General features: G+C 41.6%; 15 protein-coding genes. 10 read left to right on the top strand and 5 right to left on the bottom strand.

The window, feature by feature from the left end; all coding sequences use genetic code 11:
• Positions 1–56: 56 nt before the first annotated feature.
• The 8 genes from JNUCC41_RS10125 to JNUCC41_RS10160 all read left to right on the top strand — a co-directional run bounded on the left by JNUCC41_RS10125 (position 57) and on the right by JNUCC41_RS10160 (position 8,260).
• Entirely contained in the window at positions 57–581 is a 525-nt protein-coding gene (locus JNUCC41_RS10125) for a GNAT family N-acetyltransferase (RefSeq protein ID WP_192207488.1), read from the top strand.
• A 164-nt stretch (positions 582–745) separates the two neighbouring features.
• Positions 746–2,140 carry a protoporphyrinogen oxidase gene (locus tag JNUCC41_RS10130; protein WP_192207489.1) on the top strand — a complete coding sequence of 465 codons (1,395 nt, stop codon included), beginning with the start codon at positions 746–748 and terminating at the stop codon, positions 2,138–2,140.
• A 626-nt stretch (positions 2,141–2,766) separates the two neighbouring features.
• A complete protein-coding gene (locus JNUCC41_RS10135) occupies positions 2,767–3,309 on the top strand; it encodes a helix-turn-helix domain-containing protein (RefSeq protein WP_192207490.1) in 543 nt (180 codons plus the stop codon).
• A gap of 63 nt (positions 3,310–3,372) precedes the next feature.
• Positions 3,373–4,482, top strand: coding sequence for an ABC transporter ATP-binding protein (locus JNUCC41_RS10140; protein ID WP_192207491.1), 1,110 nt, complete (start codon positions 3,373–3,375; stop codon positions 4,480–4,482).
• Positions 4,472–5,275, top strand: coding sequence for an ABC transporter permease (locus tag JNUCC41_RS10145; RefSeq protein WP_192207492.1), 804 nt, complete (start codon positions 4,472–4,474; stop codon positions 5,273–5,275). The genes JNUCC41_RS10140 and JNUCC41_RS10145 overlap by 11 nt, the downstream gene beginning before the upstream one ends.
• A 1-nt stretch (position 5,276) precedes the next feature.
• Positions 5,277–6,080 (top strand): ABC transporter permease, encoded by an 804-nt coding sequence (locus JNUCC41_RS10150; RefSeq protein ID WP_192207493.1) that lies wholly within the window; start codon positions 5,277–5,279, stop codon positions 6,078–6,080.
• Positions 6,077–7,150 carry an ABC transporter substrate-binding protein gene (locus JNUCC41_RS10155; RefSeq protein ID WP_192207494.1) on the top strand — a complete coding sequence of 358 codons (1,074 nt, stop codon included), beginning with the start codon at positions 6,077–6,079 and terminating at the stop codon, positions 7,148–7,150. Before JNUCC41_RS10150 ends, JNUCC41_RS10155 begins: the two co-directional genes overlap by 4 nt.
• Positions 7,151–7,369: 219 nt before the next feature.
• Positions 7,370–8,260, top strand: coding sequence for a foldase protein PrsA (locus JNUCC41_RS10160; protein ID WP_192207495.1), 891 nt, complete (start codon positions 7,370–7,372; stop codon positions 8,258–8,260).
• Between the two features lie 283 nt (positions 8,261–8,543).
• Here JNUCC41_RS10160 and JNUCC41_RS10165 read toward each other — a convergent pair whose 3' ends face one another.
• Entirely contained in the window at positions 8,544–9,086 is a 543-nt protein-coding gene (locus JNUCC41_RS10165) for a YtxH domain-containing protein (protein WP_192207496.1), read from the bottom strand.
• Positions 9,087–9,255: 169 nt separating this feature from the next.
• On the opposite strand from JNUCC41_RS10165, the gene JNUCC41_RS10170 reads away from it, so the two are divergent.
• On the top strand, positions 9,256–9,720 hold the full coding sequence (locus JNUCC41_RS10170; RefSeq protein ID WP_192207497.1) for a MarR family winged helix-turn-helix transcriptional regulator: 465 nt from the start codon (positions 9,256–9,258) through the stop codon (positions 9,718–9,720).
• Positions 9,721–12,837: an MMPL family transporter gene (locus tag JNUCC41_RS10175; protein ID WP_192207498.1), complete on the top strand. Its 3,117-nt coding sequence runs from the start codon at positions 9,721–9,723 to the stop codon at positions 12,835–12,837. It abuts the gene before it with no gap.
• A gap of 114 nt (positions 12,838–12,951) precedes the next feature.
• Here the strand turns inward: JNUCC41_RS10175 and JNUCC41_RS10180 are convergent, their stop codons facing one another.
• The 4 genes from JNUCC41_RS10180 to nagA form a co-directional block, all read right to left on the bottom strand.
• Positions 12,952–13,674, bottom strand: a complete 723-nt coding sequence (locus JNUCC41_RS10180; protein WP_192207499.1) for an SIS domain-containing protein — start codon at positions 13,672–13,674, stop codon at positions 12,952–12,954.
• Between the two features lie 63 nt (positions 13,675–13,737).
• Complete coding sequence (locus tag JNUCC41_RS10185; RefSeq protein WP_098372142.1) at positions 13,738–14,460, bottom strand: GntR family transcriptional regulator; 723 nt, start codon at positions 14,458–14,460, stop codon at positions 13,738–13,740.
• Positions 14,461–14,475: 15 nt separating this feature from the next.
• Positions 14,476–15,210 carry a glucosamine-6-phosphate deaminase gene (gene nagB, locus JNUCC41_RS10190; protein ID WP_192207500.1) on the bottom strand — a complete coding sequence of 245 codons (735 nt, stop codon included), beginning with the start codon at positions 15,208–15,210 and terminating at the stop codon, positions 14,476–14,478.
• Positions 15,210–16,388: an N-acetylglucosamine-6-phosphate deacetylase gene (nagA, locus tag JNUCC41_RS10195; protein WP_192207501.1), complete on the bottom strand. Its 1,179-nt coding sequence runs from the start codon at positions 16,386–16,388 to the stop codon at positions 15,210–15,212. The genes nagB and nagA overlap by 1 nt, the downstream gene beginning before the upstream one ends.
• Positions 16,389–16,555 lie beyond the last annotated feature (167 nt).

Consider the following 16,555-nt stretch of genomic DNA (forward strand, 5'->3'; position numbering starts at 1 on the left):
GGACGGGTCATCGAATCATTAATGTATCCAATAATTGATGATAGAGGGTGTGCTTAATGAACCAGGACAAGGAAAACGAAACCATCATCTTAACGCCTTATTTACCGGAACATCTTCACCAGCTTTCCCAGTTTTATTTACCGGATACACAAACTCCTTTTTCAGCTCTGCCCGAAGTGTCACTGAAATATTGCCGGGAAGATTGCGACAGGCATCCTATCGTAATATTGGCTGAAGGTATACCAGTTGGTTTTTTCGTTTTACACATTGGCGAGAACATCGCCCCTTTCACCAATGATGAAAAAGCGATATTACTCCGTGGATTTCTTGTTGATCAAAACCATCAAGGTAAAGGGGTTGCAAAAAAAGCCTTGCAAATCCTTCCGGAATTCGCAAGAGCGGTTTTTCCAAACAAGGATTCGATCATTCTGGCAGTGAATGTCATGAATGTGATTGCAAAATCGCTATATGCGAAGTCGGGGTATCAGGATACAGGGATCCAAAAAGAAGGCAGAAGCGGGTGGATGGAGATAATGGAGTATCGATTAGATACGATGAACAAGGAAGAAGCGAATAACTAATATTGTTTGATCTAGACTTTTCCAAGAGGAGAAGTCTTTTTTTGTCGAATTTGTTACAGGTTTCTTTACGAAACCAATGAATTAGAAGTGCCGCTTTTAATAATGCCGCGGCCTTATGGTACACTTTAATTAATGTAAAATTCATTAATCGAGGTGTAGTCCTAATGAAAACAGTCGTAGTCGTAGGTGGAGGCATTACCGGTTTATCAACGATGTATTATTTACAAAAAACAGTTAAAGCGAGGAGTCTCTCCGTACGATTGATATTAATAGAAGGAAATGAGGAACTAGGCGGTAAAATAAGGACAGTGCACAATGGTCCATTTAAAATTGAAGCGGGTGCCGATTCGATTGTCGCCCGGAAACAAAATATAAATCCATTTATTAAGGAATTGGACCTAGAGGATCAAGTTGTCTATAATGCAACGGGAAAATCCTTCATCCATACAGATGGGATGCTGAAGGGAATCCCCGAGGATGCCCTATTCGGAATACCAATGAGCCTGGAGTCGCTGGCGAAAAGCGATCTAGTTTCTGCCCAAGGGAAGGTTGACGCCTTAAAGGATTTCTATACAAAAAATGAGACGTTTACGAAGAATGACTCAATTGGTTTATTTCTTGAAAGCTTCTTAGGTAAGGAATTGGTGCAAAAGCAGATATCGCCTGTCCTATCGGGTGTTTATTCAGGAAAATTAAATGAATTGACCATTGCCAAAACACTGCCAGAGATACTGGATTATAAAAATGAATATGGCAGTATAATACGGGGTCTATCGGAAAATAAGCAGAAATACCAAAGCAAGGGAAATAAGAAGTTCCTTTCGTTTAAAAATGGCTTATCAACATTGGTTGATCGAATTGAGGAAAGCCTCGATATGGTGGAAATTTCAAAAGGGGTCAGCGTGGAAAAAATCGGAAGAGGAGATGAAGGATATGAAGGATATATCATTTCATTGGCAAACGGTGAAACGCTGGAAACAGACTTCATCGTATTGAGTACACCGCATACAGTTGCCCAGAAATTATTGGGTGATCGGGAGTTGGATGAGGACTTCGACGGCTTGATCAATAGTTCGATGATTAGCGTTTATCTTGGCTTCGATATCCCGGACAGCAAGCTTCCTAAAGACGGGACGGGTTTCATTGCAGGTGATAATAGTGATTTGATTTGCAATGCATGTACATGGACTAGCCGAAAATGGGAGCATACTTCTGAAAACAGTCAGCTTTTGGTAAGGCTTTTTTATAAAAGCTCTAGTCCGGACTATGAACGCTTACGGTCCCTTACAAATCAGGAGTTGATCCAGGTGGCTTTACGCGACATTAAAAACAGTCTAAGCATTTCCGCGGATCCAGTAACGAATGAAGTGACGAAATGGCATGAAAATATGCCGAACTACCATATTAAACATCCACAAATCGTTCAATCACTGGAGGCGAAAATCTCCGAGAATTATCCAAATGTTTTACTTGCGGGCTGTTCATATAATGGTGTCGGAATACCGGACTGTATTGCTGATGGGGAAAAGAAAGCGCAAGAGATATGTCTGAAGTTGTAAAAGGGGGCTGCCAGGTGGCGGTCTCAGACTGTAGACAAACTCGAGGAAAAATATCATCTACTGTTTTTTGAGTGTTTGTAAAATGGAACGATGAATTCCGCTCCGGGCACTCGCTTTCCGCGGGCGGTCCGGGAGCCTCCTCGGGGTGCACTTGCGCCTGCGGGGTCTCCCTGGACGCGCTTTTCCCGCAGGAGTCTCGTACCTTCCGTTCCAATCAACTTTGTTTTAACTTTTAGCGGTACGATTGCAGCACTTGCTATGATAATAATATCTAAGAATTACAATTGGAAAACATATTGGAAGAGGACACCAAACATATTTGCCGTTCTTTTTTAGCAATGTACGGAAAGAAAGGATCATCAAAGGTTTGACACGTCACATTTGGCAAGAATACGTGGAGGAATCACGAGAGGTAATTATTTCTATACCCTGCTTTGCTTCATTTCCAATAGTAAATCAGAAAGGACAGCCCTGTGGCGGTCCTTTTTTTGCATGACTGGAAATTCCGTTTGAAGTTTCCCGCATTTCCTGTATAATGATATTCGTAAAATTAAACTGGAAGTTTACTTATACAAAACTTTAACTACTGTGGGTTTACTATAAGTAAACCGATTGAGGGTAATGGGATGCAAATTGGAAGAAAAATAAAGAACCTTCGTTTGAAAAAAGGGTTGACCCAGGAAGAATTGGGGGAAAGAACGGATTTAAGCAAAGGGTATATATCACAGTTGGAAAGGGATCTGAGTTCCCCTTCAATTGAAACTCTTTTCAATATTTTAGAAGTACTCGGCTGCAAGCCGAAGCAGTTCTTCGATGAAGAGGATCAAGTCCAAAAAGTGGTTTATGAAGAAGAAGCACAAACATTTTTCATCGATGAAGAACGCGGGTATCAAATCCAGTGGCTCGTGCCTGAATCGAATGAAAAGGAAATGGAACCTATTCGATTGACTCTCCAGGAAAAAGGGGAGTTTAAACAGTTTGAACCATCCCTGTCGGAAACATTCGGTTATGTATTAAGCGGCAGAGTCATTGTAAAGCTTGGTACACATACGTATTTCGTCAAGGCAGGAGAATCGATTTATTTTCATGCTTCAGATGAACATCAAATCATCAATGATTTTGAAGGTCCGTCAGAGTTATTACTCGTGGTGACGGAATCATACTTATAGAATCCAAAACAAATGCAAAGGTTGGAAATTGATGAGTAAGGTAATGGAGAGAGGGAAGAAGCTATGGCAAACGGGAATATAATACGCTTCGATCAGGTTACGAAGCAATTTGATGATGATACGGTAGTTCTCGATAATGTTAGTTTTGAAATCGAGAGAGGGAAGTTCTATACGCTTTTGGGTCCTTCCGGATGTGGGAAGACCACGATCCTTCGCTTGATTGCGGGATTTACGGAAGCCTCCAAAGGTGATATTTACTTTGAAGGAAAAAAGATCAATGATGTGCCAGCCAATAAAAGGCAAGTGAATACGGTATTTCAAGATTATGCACTTTTTCCGCATTTAAATGTGTTTGAAAATGTAGCATTTGGTCTTCGAATCAAAAAAATGAAGAATTCGGAAGTGGAAATCAAGGTGAAGGAAGCCCTCAGTTTTGTCAATTTGGAGGGGTATGAAAAACGGGAGATTAGGGAAATGTCCGGCGGTCAGCGGCAAAGGGTGGCGATTGCCAGGGCAATTGTTAATGAACCGGAAGTTATCCTTCTGGATGAACCGCTATCTGCCCTCGATTTAAAATTGCGTACAGAAATGCAATATGAATTGCGGGAGCTGCAACAGAGGCTTGGAATCACGTTTATCTTCGTCACTCATGACCAAGAGGAAGCATTAGCGATGTCAGATGAGATTTTTGTCCTTAACAAAGGGAAAATTCAGCAAAGTGGAACCCCTACGGATATTTATGATGAACCGCTGAATCGGTTCGTTGCCGATTTCATTGGTGAGTCTAATATTGTAAAAGGAAAAATGATTGAAGATTATCTCGTGGAATTCGTCGGCAGACAGTTCGAATGTGTCGACCAAGGATTGAACAGTAATGAAGCTGTCGATATTGTCATCCGCCCGGAAGATTTAGAGATTACTTCCGTCGACCGCGGAAAACTGCAAGTTCGGGTGGGCTCCCAGTTATTTCGCGGTGTTCATTATGAAATAAGCTGTTATGACCATGATGGGAATGAATGGCTTGTCCAATCAACGAAAAAAGTGGCAGTTGGAGATGAAATAGGTCTTTATTTCGATCCGGAGTCGATTCATGTCATGCGATTGGGTGAGACTGAAGAAGAATTCGATAAGCGTCTGGAAGCGTATCATGATGGAGAAAGTCATGAAGAATAAATTATCCAGGAATATTTACTTCATCCCATATGTCCTATGGATTGCTTTATTCGTGATTGCACCCATTTTGTTAATCCTATACTATTCCTTCTTTGACATTGAAGGCAATCTATCATTGATTAACTATCAAAAGTTCTTTACACCAGTATATTTAACAATGACATTAAGCTCATTTTGGTATGCATTCCTGATTACAGGAATATCCCTTTTAGTCGCTTACCCAACCGCATATTTGTTAACGAAAACAAAGCATAAGCAGCTGTGGCTTTTGCTGATCATCGTCCCTTCCTGGATCAATTTACTTTTGAAGGCTTATGCCTTCATTGGTATTTTTGGCACATATGGTGTGGCGAATGGTTTTCTAGAGGTTGTAGGAATCGGAAAGCAGCAGATTCTCTTTACGGATTTCAGCTTCATATTCGTTTCGGTTTATATTTTCATCCCGTTTATGATCTTACCGATATTCAATGCGCTTGATAAAATGAATCCAACCCTTGTGGATGCGGCTAATGACTTGGGAGCGTCCCGTTGGATGACATTCCGCCGTGTCATTTTTCCATTGACGTTAGATGGTGTAAAGACGGGATGCCAGGTAGTCTTCATCCCGGCACTTTCTTTGTTCATGCTTACAAGACTGATTGCCGGTAACCGCGTCATTACGCTTGGTACGGCTATCGAGCAGCACTTCCTTGTGACACAGGATTGGGGAATGGGTTCCACAATCGCGGTATTTTTGATTATTATAATGTTCCTGATTATGTTTGTAACGGGTAACCGAAAGCAGGGTGTGTAAATTGGGCAATAAATTATCACCAATATCAAAAGCGTTTCTCGTTTTGATTTTTATCATACTCTATGCACCGATTTTCTTTTTAGTCTTTTACTCCTTTAACAGCGGTGGAACGATGTATGACTTTAAAGGGTTCACGATGGAGTGGTACAAGGAACTGTTCCAAGATACAAGGCTGCTGATCATTGTATTGAATACACTTGTGATCGCTTTATTATCTGCACTGATCTCAACGATCATAGGGGTGATGGGGGCGATTGGTATTCGGTCCTTTACGAGCAGTAAAGCTAAGAATACGGTATTATCATTGAATAATGTATTGATTGTCAGTCCCGATGTGATCATCGGTGCTTCCTTCCTGATTTTATTCACAATGGCCGGGATCAAGCTTGGATTCTACTCGGTACTGTTGTCGCATATCGCCTTCAGCATCCCGATCGTAGTGTTGCTGGTCCTTCCGAAACTTCAGGAAATGAGCCCTACTTTAATTGATGCCGCTAGAGATTTAGGGGCAAGCCGGTGGGATGTATTGACGAAGGTCATCCTTCCATACATCTTACCAGGTATCTTTGCTGGTTTTTTTATGGCATTGACATATTCACTTGATGATTTTGCGGTTACGTTCTTTGTGACCGGTAATGGCTTCTCCACTCTTTCTGTGGAAATCTATTCATTGGCCCGCCGTGGGATTTCATTGAATATCAATGCACTATCGACACTGCTGTTCGTCGTGACACTGCTGTTGGTTGTCGTATATTACTTTATAACTCAACGTGTAAGGCAAACGGGAATGGGAGGGAAACGATGAAAAGGCTTGTCCAAATGTTTTTGATCATTTCCCTCATATCCGCTTTGCTGCTATATGCGATTTCAAGATTGAATTCATCGCAGGGGTTTACGAGCAGCAATACGCTTACCATCTATAATTGGGGCGATTACATCGATACGGATCTAATCAAACGTTTTGAAAAAGAAACAGGTATAAAGGTCATTTATGAGACGTTCGATTCGAATGAGGCCATGATGACTAAAATCGAACAGGGTGGTACGACTTATGATATTGCCATTCCGTCTGAGTATATGATCGATAAGATGCGGCAAGAAGACTTGCTGATTCCCTTGGATCATTCCAAGCTTCCGAATTTGAAAAACATCGATGAGCGGTTCATCGACCTGCCATTCGATCCGGAGAATAAATATTCCGTCCCTTATTTCTGGGGAACGGTTGGAATTGTTTATAATTCCAAGATGCTCGGTGGCAAAGAAATAACGGCCTGGTCAGATTTATGGGATAAAGATCTAAAAAATGAAATCCTTTTGACGGATGGCGCTAGGGAAGTGATGGGCATGGGTCTGAACTCTTTGAATTATTCATTGAATGATATAGATGAAGAACACCTTCAAGAGGCAAAATCCAAACTTGATGCCCTCACCCCGAATATTAAGGCGATAGTAGGAGATGAAAGCCGCATGCTATTGGAAGCCCAGGAAGCGGCGATTGGCCTTGTTTGGTCGGGAGTTGCTTCTGAAATCATGGCTGAAAATGAAGATCTCGAATACGTTGTTCCAAAAGAGGGGTCCAATTTATGGTTTGATAATATGGTCATCCCGAAAACAACTAAAAACGTCGATGCGGCTCACCAGTTCATCAACTTCATGCTGGACCCGAAAGTTGCAGCACAGAATGCTGAATATGTAAGTTACTCGACACCCAATAAAGCAGCACTGAAATATATGCCTGAAGAAGTGGTGAAGGACGAACGTTTCTATCCATCGCCGGAATTGACAAAGAAACTCGAAGTGTACGAAAACCTTGGGAAGAAAAACTTGGCCCATTACAACGAACTCTTCCTTGAATTCAAGATGCATCGTAAATAACAAGAAGAAAAGCATGGTGTAGGAATTACACCATGCTTTTTCGTTATGGGTAATGATCAACCAAATCAATTGGTAGCAAGATGAAATACTCTAAAATATCTGTAGGGATATAAGTATGTTAGTATAATGATGGGTCAGTGCATATTGAAAGTTGTAAAATCTTAAGGATTAATTAATATTCACAAGCTATCATGATAGAAAAGTTAAGGGAGAGTATTCATGAAACTATTAAGAAGCACGAAGGCATATATTTGGGCAGGGAGTATTTTGATCATTGCCGGGATCATGGCATTTGCGATGATATCATCAACGGATAAGACAATGGCGAGTATCGATGGCGAGAAAATCAATAAGGATGAGCTGTATGACGCGCTTGTTGCAGGGTACGGAGCAGATACTTTAGACCTGTTAATTACGAATAAATTGGTTGAATTGGAAGCGGAAAAAGCGGGAATTAAAATTAAGGATGAAGAAATCCAGAAAGAAATCGATGTTATGGCTGAGTCCTATGGTGATGAAAAGTCGTTGAAAGAGCAATTGGAAGCAAGCGGCTCTTCCATGGATGCCTTAAAAAAGGACATCGTGGTTTATCTGCAAACGAAAAAACTGGTTGAACCGAGAATTACCGTGACGGACGATGAAATCAGTACGTATTTTGAAGACAATAAAGAAACATTTGATCAAGCTGAACAAGTGGAAGCTAGTCATATTTTAGTCGAAGACGAAAAAACGGCTAAAAAAGTTGCGAAAGAAATTGCAGAAGGCGGTGATTTCGCTAAATTGGCAGCTGAATATTCCATTGATGCACAAACGGCGGATAAGGGCGGAAGCCTAGGGTATTTTGGGAAAGGTGATATGGTGAAAGAGTTTGAAGATGTTGCCTTTGATCTTGATATAAATAAAGTCAGTGATCCAGTCAAATCCGATTATGGGTACCATATCATAAAAGTAACCGGTAAGAAGGAAGCAAAAAAGGCTAATTTAGAAGACAGTAAAGATGTAATTAAAGAAACGCTTCTTTCTGAAAAATTACAAGAGGAATATCCCGTTTGGTTGGCTGAAGTGAAAAAAGACCATGAGATAACGAATAAATTGGAGGACTCTAACTAAGGTTATCAAGTGAAGTAATATATGAAAAAACAAAAGGGTTCCGAAAAATGTACCTTTCATCAAATGATGTTCCCGAACCTATGACCCACAGTTTGTAGACTTCTATCTAAATCTTATAACAGAGTTGATTGGAGAGGAAGATACGAGACTCTTGCGGGAAAAGCGCGTCTAGAGGAGGCTCCACGACCGCCCGGGGAAAGCGAGTGCCTGGAGCGGAAATCAACATCCCAATTGTACAAGCGATAAAAAAAAGCTGAGGCATTTTGCCTCAGCTTTTTTTATATTAGAAGTTGGATGAAATGGATTTTTGATTGGATAATCCTGATTCTTTAACGATTTCATCACTCTCTTTTTCACCTTTATCATTATCGGCTTTCAATGATTGTGAGGGTGTTTCTTTCAGCTGTTTACCGGCAACGACCACTTTTGAGCTGATGTCTTTCAATTCACTTGTTGCATCTTTAGCTGTACCAAGGGCATCAGTGGAGATATCCTTTACTTCGGATACTCTACCCACCACGTCTTCATTAACGGTTTCATATAGTGTTTCAACGTCATTAATTGCCTCTTTAATCGTCTCTGTTGCCCCTTTGACTCCTGATACCATCTGTTCCTTCATTTCGCCGGGATTTTCCTTGACCTGTTCAATCATATTCATGGAGTTGTCTTTTAAAAGGACGGCTGAACGCTTTACTTTATTTCTTGTATTGGAGTCAAGCAAGGTCAACGCACCACCAACAAGCCCCCCAATCAGAATCCCTTTTAAGAGTTTGCTATTCGGTTGAGTTTCGATAGTTGATTGATTTTCGATAGTTGATTGAGTCATTTATAGTTCCTCCTTTAGAATAGTAGATTGTTTGCTTACTTTGGGTTTTCCCTTATTTACCATAAGATAAACTGGAAATAATAAACTATCTTGGGATTGACATAATAAATAAAACAATAGTAATCTACATATAGTTAAATGACTGAACTACTTTTCGGGAGGTACAACGATGTCTAATGACAAAGTTTCTGGATTGATTGATCGATATATGAGGGTTTCCTTCTATGTCAATAAAATGGGTGAGCTTTTAATAAAAGATCAGATTTGTGATGTGCTGACGAATGAACAATATTATACTTTACGGTTCATTCAACAACAGCGGTTGTCTACATCGACGGAAATCAGTGATGCCTTTTATATTAATAAGAGTGCCGTCACGTCCAACATCAACAGGCTGGAAGGCAAAGGATTGATAGAACGGGAACAGGACCTGGGTGACCGAAGGGTCTTTCACTTAAAGCTTTCCAAAGAGGGGGAAGCATTGTTACAGGAAACGGAAAATAAGATTTATAAATTGGTAGAGACCATCATGACGAAATTCGATTATGAAGAGATCGTTAAATTCCTTGATACATATGAGAAGCTTTCACAAATTTTCATTCAAATGAAAAATGAGGAATGGGAGGAAATATAAATGAGGGGGATCATAAAGGGAAGATGGCTGGTCATTATCGTTTGGGTTGCAATGACAGCAGGATTATTGTTTGCGGCACCGAATATGGCGGAACTTGTCCGGAATAAGGGACAGCTGGATGTACCGCCAGAGTATTCCTCCGGGATGGCCAATGCGCTAATGAAAGAGATCCAGGATAAGGATGAGTCACAAGTGGCTCTCGTATTCCATGGTGATAAGAAGTTGACTTCCTCGGAATTGAAAGAGATTGAGACAGCGGTCCAAAAGCTTGAAAAGAATAAAGCGGAGCTTGGTATCAAAGAGGTCATGACCCATTTTAAAGAGCCCTCGCTAAAAGGTCAGTTGGTCTCGGAAAATGAATCAACAGTTTTGACTTCCATCACGATGGTAAAGGGGGACCGAGAAGCTAAGGATGTGATCGATGCCCTTTATAAAGAGTTGGAACAAGTGGATGTCGAGCATTATTACACAAGCAGCTGGATGATCGATGAAGATCTTAATGCCAATTCCCAAGAGGGGCTGAAGAAAACTGAAGGCATCACGGTTGTCTTCATTCTGGCAGTATTGCTGATAGTCTTTCGTTCAGTGGTGACACCGATCATTCCGTTAGTGACAGTCGGTTTCACTTATTTATGTTCACAATCCATCGTCTCATTCCTGGTGGATAAATGGGACTTTCCGATTTCGTCTTACACCCAAATATTCCTGGTAGGTATTTTATTTGGGATCGGGACTGATTATTGCATCCTGCTTCTTAGTCGCTTCAAGGAGGAGCTATCGTCACAGGAGTCCTTGCCTGAAGCAATCGTGGAGACATACCGAACCGCCGGCAAGACTGTCTTCTTCAGTGGGCTGACCGTAATGATTGGCTTTGCGGCAATCGGTTTTTCTACTTTTAAGCTCTATCAATCTGCGGCGGCCGTTGCCATAGGGGTTTTCATTTTAATGATCGCCCTTTATACGATCGTTCCATTTTTCATGGCTGTTCTTGGCAAGAAGCTATTTTGGCCGGCAAAAGGGAAGCTTGAGCATAGTGAAAGTAAACTATGGGGAATTCTGGGTAACTTCTCCTTGAACCGCCCATTGTTGGCGCTTATGATCGTGGCAATCGTCTGTGTTCCCTTTTTGTTTATGTATGATGGGAAGATTTCATATAACTCTCTTGAAGAAGCGGGCGATGATGTTCCTTCCATCATGGCATTTAATATCATTTCCGATGAATTCGGGCCAGGACAATCCATGCCAACACAGATTGTCATAAAAAATGACGAACGCATGGATTCGGAGGATTACATCGCACTTGCTGAAAAAATCAGCCAGGAAGTCGTCAAGGTGGATGAAGTCGATGTAGTTCGTTCCATGACCCGCCCGACAGGTGAACCCATTAAGGACTTATTTGTCGCGAACCAAGCCGAAACTTTGGAAAAGGGAATCGGGGAAGGAAATGAAGGCATTAAACAAATCAGTGATGGATTAAAGACGGCAGGCAGTGAGCTTTCCGATTCAGGACCGCGCTTGAAGCAAGCGACGGATGGAATAGGGGGTCTCATATCAGGAACCAATGAATTAAAGAGCGGCGTAGGTCAGGTGGAGAAGGCGTTAACAAGCATTGAAGCAGGCATTCGCGATGGTTCCTCAGGGACTGGGGATATAAAAAACGGCCTGATTGAGGTCAAGGCAAACTTGGAAAAGCTCGCTGCCGGAAGCGGACAGCTCCTCGAAGGCTATAAACAATCAGCTAATGGGTTAAGTGAGCTCACAGGGGGATACAAAGAGATTCAAATTAACCTTACGGGCGTATCACAAAGCCTTGCTGGTTTAAATCCTTCTTTTGAGCAAATGGAAGCCGCACATCCAGAGTTACAGGCTGATCAGTCCTATCAAACGATCAAGCAAACGGTGCAAGGGGCACAGGGTGGCTTGGAGCCCATGGCAGCAGGCCTTTCGGAACTCAATAGGAATCTTGGTTCAGTATCCGGCGGTTTGAATACGGCGAATCAAAATATGGCAGAGATCGTAAAGGGTCAAACTTCTCTTGGGGAGGGCCTGAACCAATTGATTTCAGGTGTTGACACTTTACAAAAAGGTCTTAGCACGATGGCCAATGGTCAGGGGGAAGTCATAAATAACCTGTCAGGATTTAAAGGAGGACTTACCAGCTTAAGTAATGGGCAGCAAGAGCTCCTAAATGGTTTTTCAAGCCTCGGCGGACAACTTACCGATTTGACAGATGGCTTAAATGAAAGTGCGGATGGTCTGAATGAAGTCCATGATGGACTATCGTCTGCACAGGGTTATTTATCAGGACTGGCAAAAACGGATAAAACTGTAACAGGCATGTACATTCCCAAAGAAGTAGTGGAAAGCGAAGAATTCGGGGAGGCATTGAACGCGTATTTATCTGAAGATGGTAAAATCATGACAATGGATGTGGTATTCAAGGCAAACCCATATTCCAATGAAGCAATCGAGCAAATCGGTTCGATCGAGGCAGCCGTTGAAAGAGTAACGAAAGATACAAAGCTTGAAAATGCGCAGGTGGCGATAGGGGGAATTACAAGTACGCATCATGACTTGGGCATGATGTCTGAGGAGGATTTCTCGCGGACGGTCGTTTTGATGCTGTCGGGTATCGCAATCATTCTCTTTTTTATGCTGCGATCCCTGGTCATGCCGGTCTATTTGATTGTGTCGCTCGTTTTGACTTATTATACAGCGGCCGCCATTACAGAGTTGATTTTTGTTAATATTCTCGGTTATGCTGGCATCGGCTGGGCAGTTCCTTTCTTTGCCTTCGTCATCTTGATTGCTCTTGGCATTGACTATAGCATTTTCTTGATGGATCGCTTTAATGAATGGAAAGATAAACCGGTCAAGGAAGCAATGTTACTGTCCATGAGAAAAATGGGAACGGTGATCATCTCAGCAGCTGTCATTCTGGGTGGAACCTTTGCTGCCATGATGCCAGCAGGAGTTTTATCGCTCTTGGAGATAGCCACTTTAATTTTGGTGGGGCTTGCTTTATATGCGTTTGTCATATTGCCATTGTTTATTCCTGTTATGGTTGCGACGTTTGGTAATGCGAATTGGTGGCCCTTTTTGAAGAATAAGGAATAAAGGAAGGGAAGTACCCATTGAATGAAAGAAGGCATCCGAATGGAATGCCTTCTTTTATATGACTGCTTCACGATGAACATAAAAGCTTATGTATTCCTTTTTGGCTATATCGGTTCATAATTGGGCGATTCTTGTTTTATATTTCGCGATGATCTTTTGATTATGTTCATCTGCCCCTTCGATATTACTGCTAAGGAATACGGGAGGGGTCTCCCCTGTTTCAATAATCGTTTGGATGACTTGCGTGAAAATCATATTGAGGAGAACAGCCCCGATCACGGTCGATCCAGAACCAAAAGATATATTATTTGATTTCAGTAATGTGTCACCTTTGGCAATATGGTTGTCTATGACCAAATCAACGACATCGTGGAGATAATGCTTCTGTTTATGCCGTGAAGGACAACTTTTTGCATACTCCGGTGATGTTAGTCCGATGACGAAGGCCCCTTTTTCTTTAGCGATAGTGGCGACATCTATGGGAACGGGATTTACGCCGGATGATGAAATGACGATACAGACATCACCAGGACGGATATCCTCATCATGCATGAATTTCTCTGATAGGTCATTTTGCCGTTCAAGTTGGGATGACCTTGAAGCTCCCTTAAAAAGCATCAAGTCTTCAACGAAAATAGGACGAATCGCGGCTAACCCACCTGCCCGGTAGAATACCTCTTCGGTCAAAATATGAGAGTGCCCGCTTCCGAATAGATGGATGATTCCATCCGACATCACCGCTTTTGAGATATGGTCCACGGCTTCCCTAATTGACTGCTGTTCCTGTTCTCCCACAATTGTGAGTAAAGCCTGCACTTCTTCAAAGTATGAATTCATATTTGTGACACCCTCCGATTACCTTTGGCAATTAAAAGAATTTAGTGATGAAAATATTCAATTTTATCTGCTTATAGTGATAGTGAACTTATATCTATCCGCACGATATGCCGATTTAACATATTCGAGGGGAGTTCCATCCATTAAGAACGTATGCCTTTGAATGAATAATATGGGTGAGTGCTTTGGAATCGCTAAATGGGTGACTTCTAATTCAGAAGCAATCGACGATTCCAACGTTTGTGTAGCATAGTCTATTTTAAGTTTAACGTAATTCTCTACATATTGGTAAAGAGAGAGGTTAATGATCTCTTCCGTTAACCCTTTAATTAAATTGGCAGACATGTATACGGTCTCGAGGGCCATAGGAACATCATCAGCCAAACGAATGCGTTTTATTTCATAAACGGGAGCATAAAGCGAAATGTGCAATTCACTGGCAATCTTTTTATCAGCCGGAATGATTTCAAAGCTCAGCAGCTTACTGCTTGGATTTAATCCCCTGGCTTTCATGTCCTCGGTGAAGCTGGTCAACCCATTGAGCTGCTGCTCCAGTTTCTTATCGGCGACAAAGGTTCCCCTTCCTTTTTGACGGTATAAGTATCCGTCATTCACCAAATTATTTATGGCTTGCCGGACGGTCATCCGGCTAATTTCGAATTGCTCGGCATATTCACGTTCAGATGGAAGGGCATTGTGGGCTTGGAACTCACCGTTTTCTATTTGTCTTTTTATTTGTTCTTCGATTTGAAAATAAATCGGAAGAGGTGAGTTTTTATCAATCATCGACTTTCGCTCCTTTTAGGGTATTATCACTCCGGATAATGCTTTTTGGTCTGCGATAATTGTAACACTATCATGTTTTTTTAGGATAGATGCAGGGAAGTCCTCGGAAATGTCACCGTGTATCAATTTCTTCAAGGTTTCGGCTTTTTCTTCACCAGATATCAGCAGCAGGATTTCCTTGCTTTTCATGATTGTTGAAATGCCCATCGTAACGGCATGTGTAGGAACTTCGTCTATGGAATCGAAATAACGTGCATTCGCTTGGCGCGTTGAATCTTCAAGTGTCACGACATGTGTACCCGATGTAAATGAAGTTCCAGGTTCATTAAAACCAATATGGCCATTTTGCCCAATACCAAGTATCTGAAGATCAATCCCTCCCACGGAATCAATCATTTCGTCATACCGTTTACATTCCCCGTTAGTATCATCAGCCGTACCATTTGGCAGGTGAGTACGCTCTTTATTTATATTGATATGAGTGAATAAGGAGTCATTCATATAATAATGGTAACTGTTTGGATCATTTGGTTTTAAGCCGACATACTCATCAAGATTAAAAGATGTTACATTTTCATAGGAAGTATGATTATTCACATGATCTTCAATCAAATTATCATACATTCCTTTTGGGGTGCCGCCTGTAGCAAGGCCCAATTTGATATTTGGATTTCCTTTGACTTTTCCGATCACTATTTCTGCAGCTGTCCGGCTCATTTCCATGTAGTCCTGCACTTGTATGATATTCATTATACATTCTCCTTTTTAAAAGCTAAATTTCCTCTGCAGAACGTCATTTCAACGTCCAAGCGGTCATTCAATATTACAAGATCGGCGTCTTTTCCGACCTGGATGCTTCCTTTTCTGTCAAAAATCCGAAGCTGTTTGGCAGGGTTTTCTGCCGTCATTTTTATAATGTCAGTCATGGAACAATCGGTATATTCCAATGTGTTCTTGATGGCATCGTTCATTTTCAATATACTGCCGGCTAGTGTACCGTCTGAAAGCGTTGCTTTCGTTTCGTTTACATACACAGGCTGACCTCCTAAATCATAGGTTCCCTTTTCAAGCCATTTGGCACGAAGCGAATCCGTTATCAAGATCATGCGTTCACTGGTAATTTGGTTATACGCCAGCTTCACCATTTCCGGCCTGCAGTGAATGCCGTCAGCAATAAGTTCAACATATAGCTCGTCACGAAGATAAGCAGCTCCCAAAACACCAGGTTCGCGATGATGGAGTCCCCGCATCCCATTATAAAGATGTGTAACGTGGGTAGTACCTGCATGGATTGCTTCATCTATTTGGTCATATGTTGCATCTGAATGTCCAATGGAGGCGACGACGCCAGTTCCCCTTAAGTGGGCGGCTAGATCTAATCCATTTGGTTGTTCAGGAGCAAGCGTTACAAGCTTGATTTGATTTTTGGCCAGTTCCTGCCACTTTTTAAATAGAGTGACATCAGGATCAATGATATAATCCTCAGGCTGCGCTCCTTTACGGGCCGGTGAAATGAAAGGACCTTCTAAATGGATCCCAACTATTTCAGCGTGTTCTTCAGTTTGATTTTCGATATATTTACCAGCATTAAGAAGGGCAGATTCAATGGCTTCGGTAGATTGAGTCATTGTAGTGGCCAGAAAGCTTGTGGTTCCTTCTTTGGGAAGGGTCCCAGCCATTGTGGATAATGCTTCATATGTGGCATCCATTGCATCGGAATTGGATGCCCCGTGAATATGAATGTCGATGGCACCGGGAATTACCTGATAATCCGGTGAAAGAGTAATTACTTTGGCATCATCGTCCTGTTTATATTGGCTGACTGGACCAACCTCGGCAATTTTTCCATCCACGACTTTAATATACCCATTTTTGTATGTTTCCTTTTCGCCATGAACTATTAGATTATTAATAATGAATGTTTTCATACATAATCTCCTTTATGAAAGTAAAACTTAATGAATGAGTCATTAAATGGTCTCATATATTTTGCCCTCATTTTATCGCTTTTATTAAAAGTTGTCTAGACCAGTTAGGTAGTATAAGGAATAAAAAAGATATTATTGCTTTATTTACAAAGAATATAGTATATTTT

The sequence above is a fragment of the Brevibacillus sp. JNUCC-41 genome (genome assembly GCF_014844095.1).
GTDB lineage: Bacteria > Bacillota > Bacilli > Bacillales > DSM-1321 > Peribacillus > Peribacillus aracenensis.

Coding starts and splice junctions, on each gene's coding strand:
- JNUCC41_RS10165 (WP_192207496.1), bottom strand. CDS start 9,086: ATGACTCAATCAACTATCGAAAATCAATCAACTATCGAAACTCAACCG.
- JNUCC41_RS10175 (WP_192207498.1), top strand. CDS start 9,721: ATGAGGGGGATCATAAAGGGAAGATGGCTGGTCATTATCGTTTGGGTT.
- JNUCC41_RS10135 (WP_192207490.1), top strand. CDS start 2,767: ATGCAAATTGGAAGAAAAATAAAGAACCTTCGTTTGAAAAAAGGGTTG.
- nagA (WP_192207501.1), bottom strand. CDS start 16,388: ATGAAAACATTCATTATTAATAATCTAATAGTTCATGGCGAAAAGGAA.
- JNUCC41_RS10130 (WP_192207489.1), top strand. CDS start 746: ATGAAAACAGTCGTAGTCGTAGGTGGAGGCATTACCGGTTTATCAACG.
- JNUCC41_RS10185 (WP_098372142.1), bottom strand. CDS start 14,460: ATGATTGATAAAAACTCACCTCTTCCGATTTATTTTCAAATCGAAGAA.
- JNUCC41_RS10145 (WP_192207492.1), top strand. CDS start 4,472: ATGAAGAATAAATTATCCAGGAATATTTACTTCATCCCATATGTCCTA.
- JNUCC41_RS10125 (WP_192207488.1), top strand. CDS start 57: ATGAACCAGGACAAGGAAAACGAAACCATCATCTTAACGCCTTATTTA.
- JNUCC41_RS10140 (WP_192207491.1), top strand. CDS start 3,373: ATGGCAAACGGGAATATAATACGCTTCGATCAGGTTACGAAGCAATTT.
- JNUCC41_RS10155 (WP_192207494.1), top strand. CDS start 6,077: ATGAAAAGGCTTGTCCAAATGTTTTTGATCATTTCCCTCATATCCGCT.
- JNUCC41_RS10170 (WP_192207497.1), top strand. CDS start 9,256: ATGTCTAATGACAAAGTTTCTGGATTGATTGATCGATATATGAGGGTT.
- nagB (WP_192207500.1), bottom strand. CDS start 15,210: ATGAATATCATACAAGTGCAGGACTACATGGAAATGAGCCGGACAGCT.
- JNUCC41_RS10160 (WP_192207495.1), top strand. CDS start 7,370: ATGAAACTATTAAGAAGCACGAAGGCATATATTTGGGCAGGGAGTATT.
- JNUCC41_RS10180 (WP_192207499.1), bottom strand. CDS start 13,674: ATGAATTCATACTTTGAAGAAGTGCAGGCTTTACTCACAATTGTGGGA.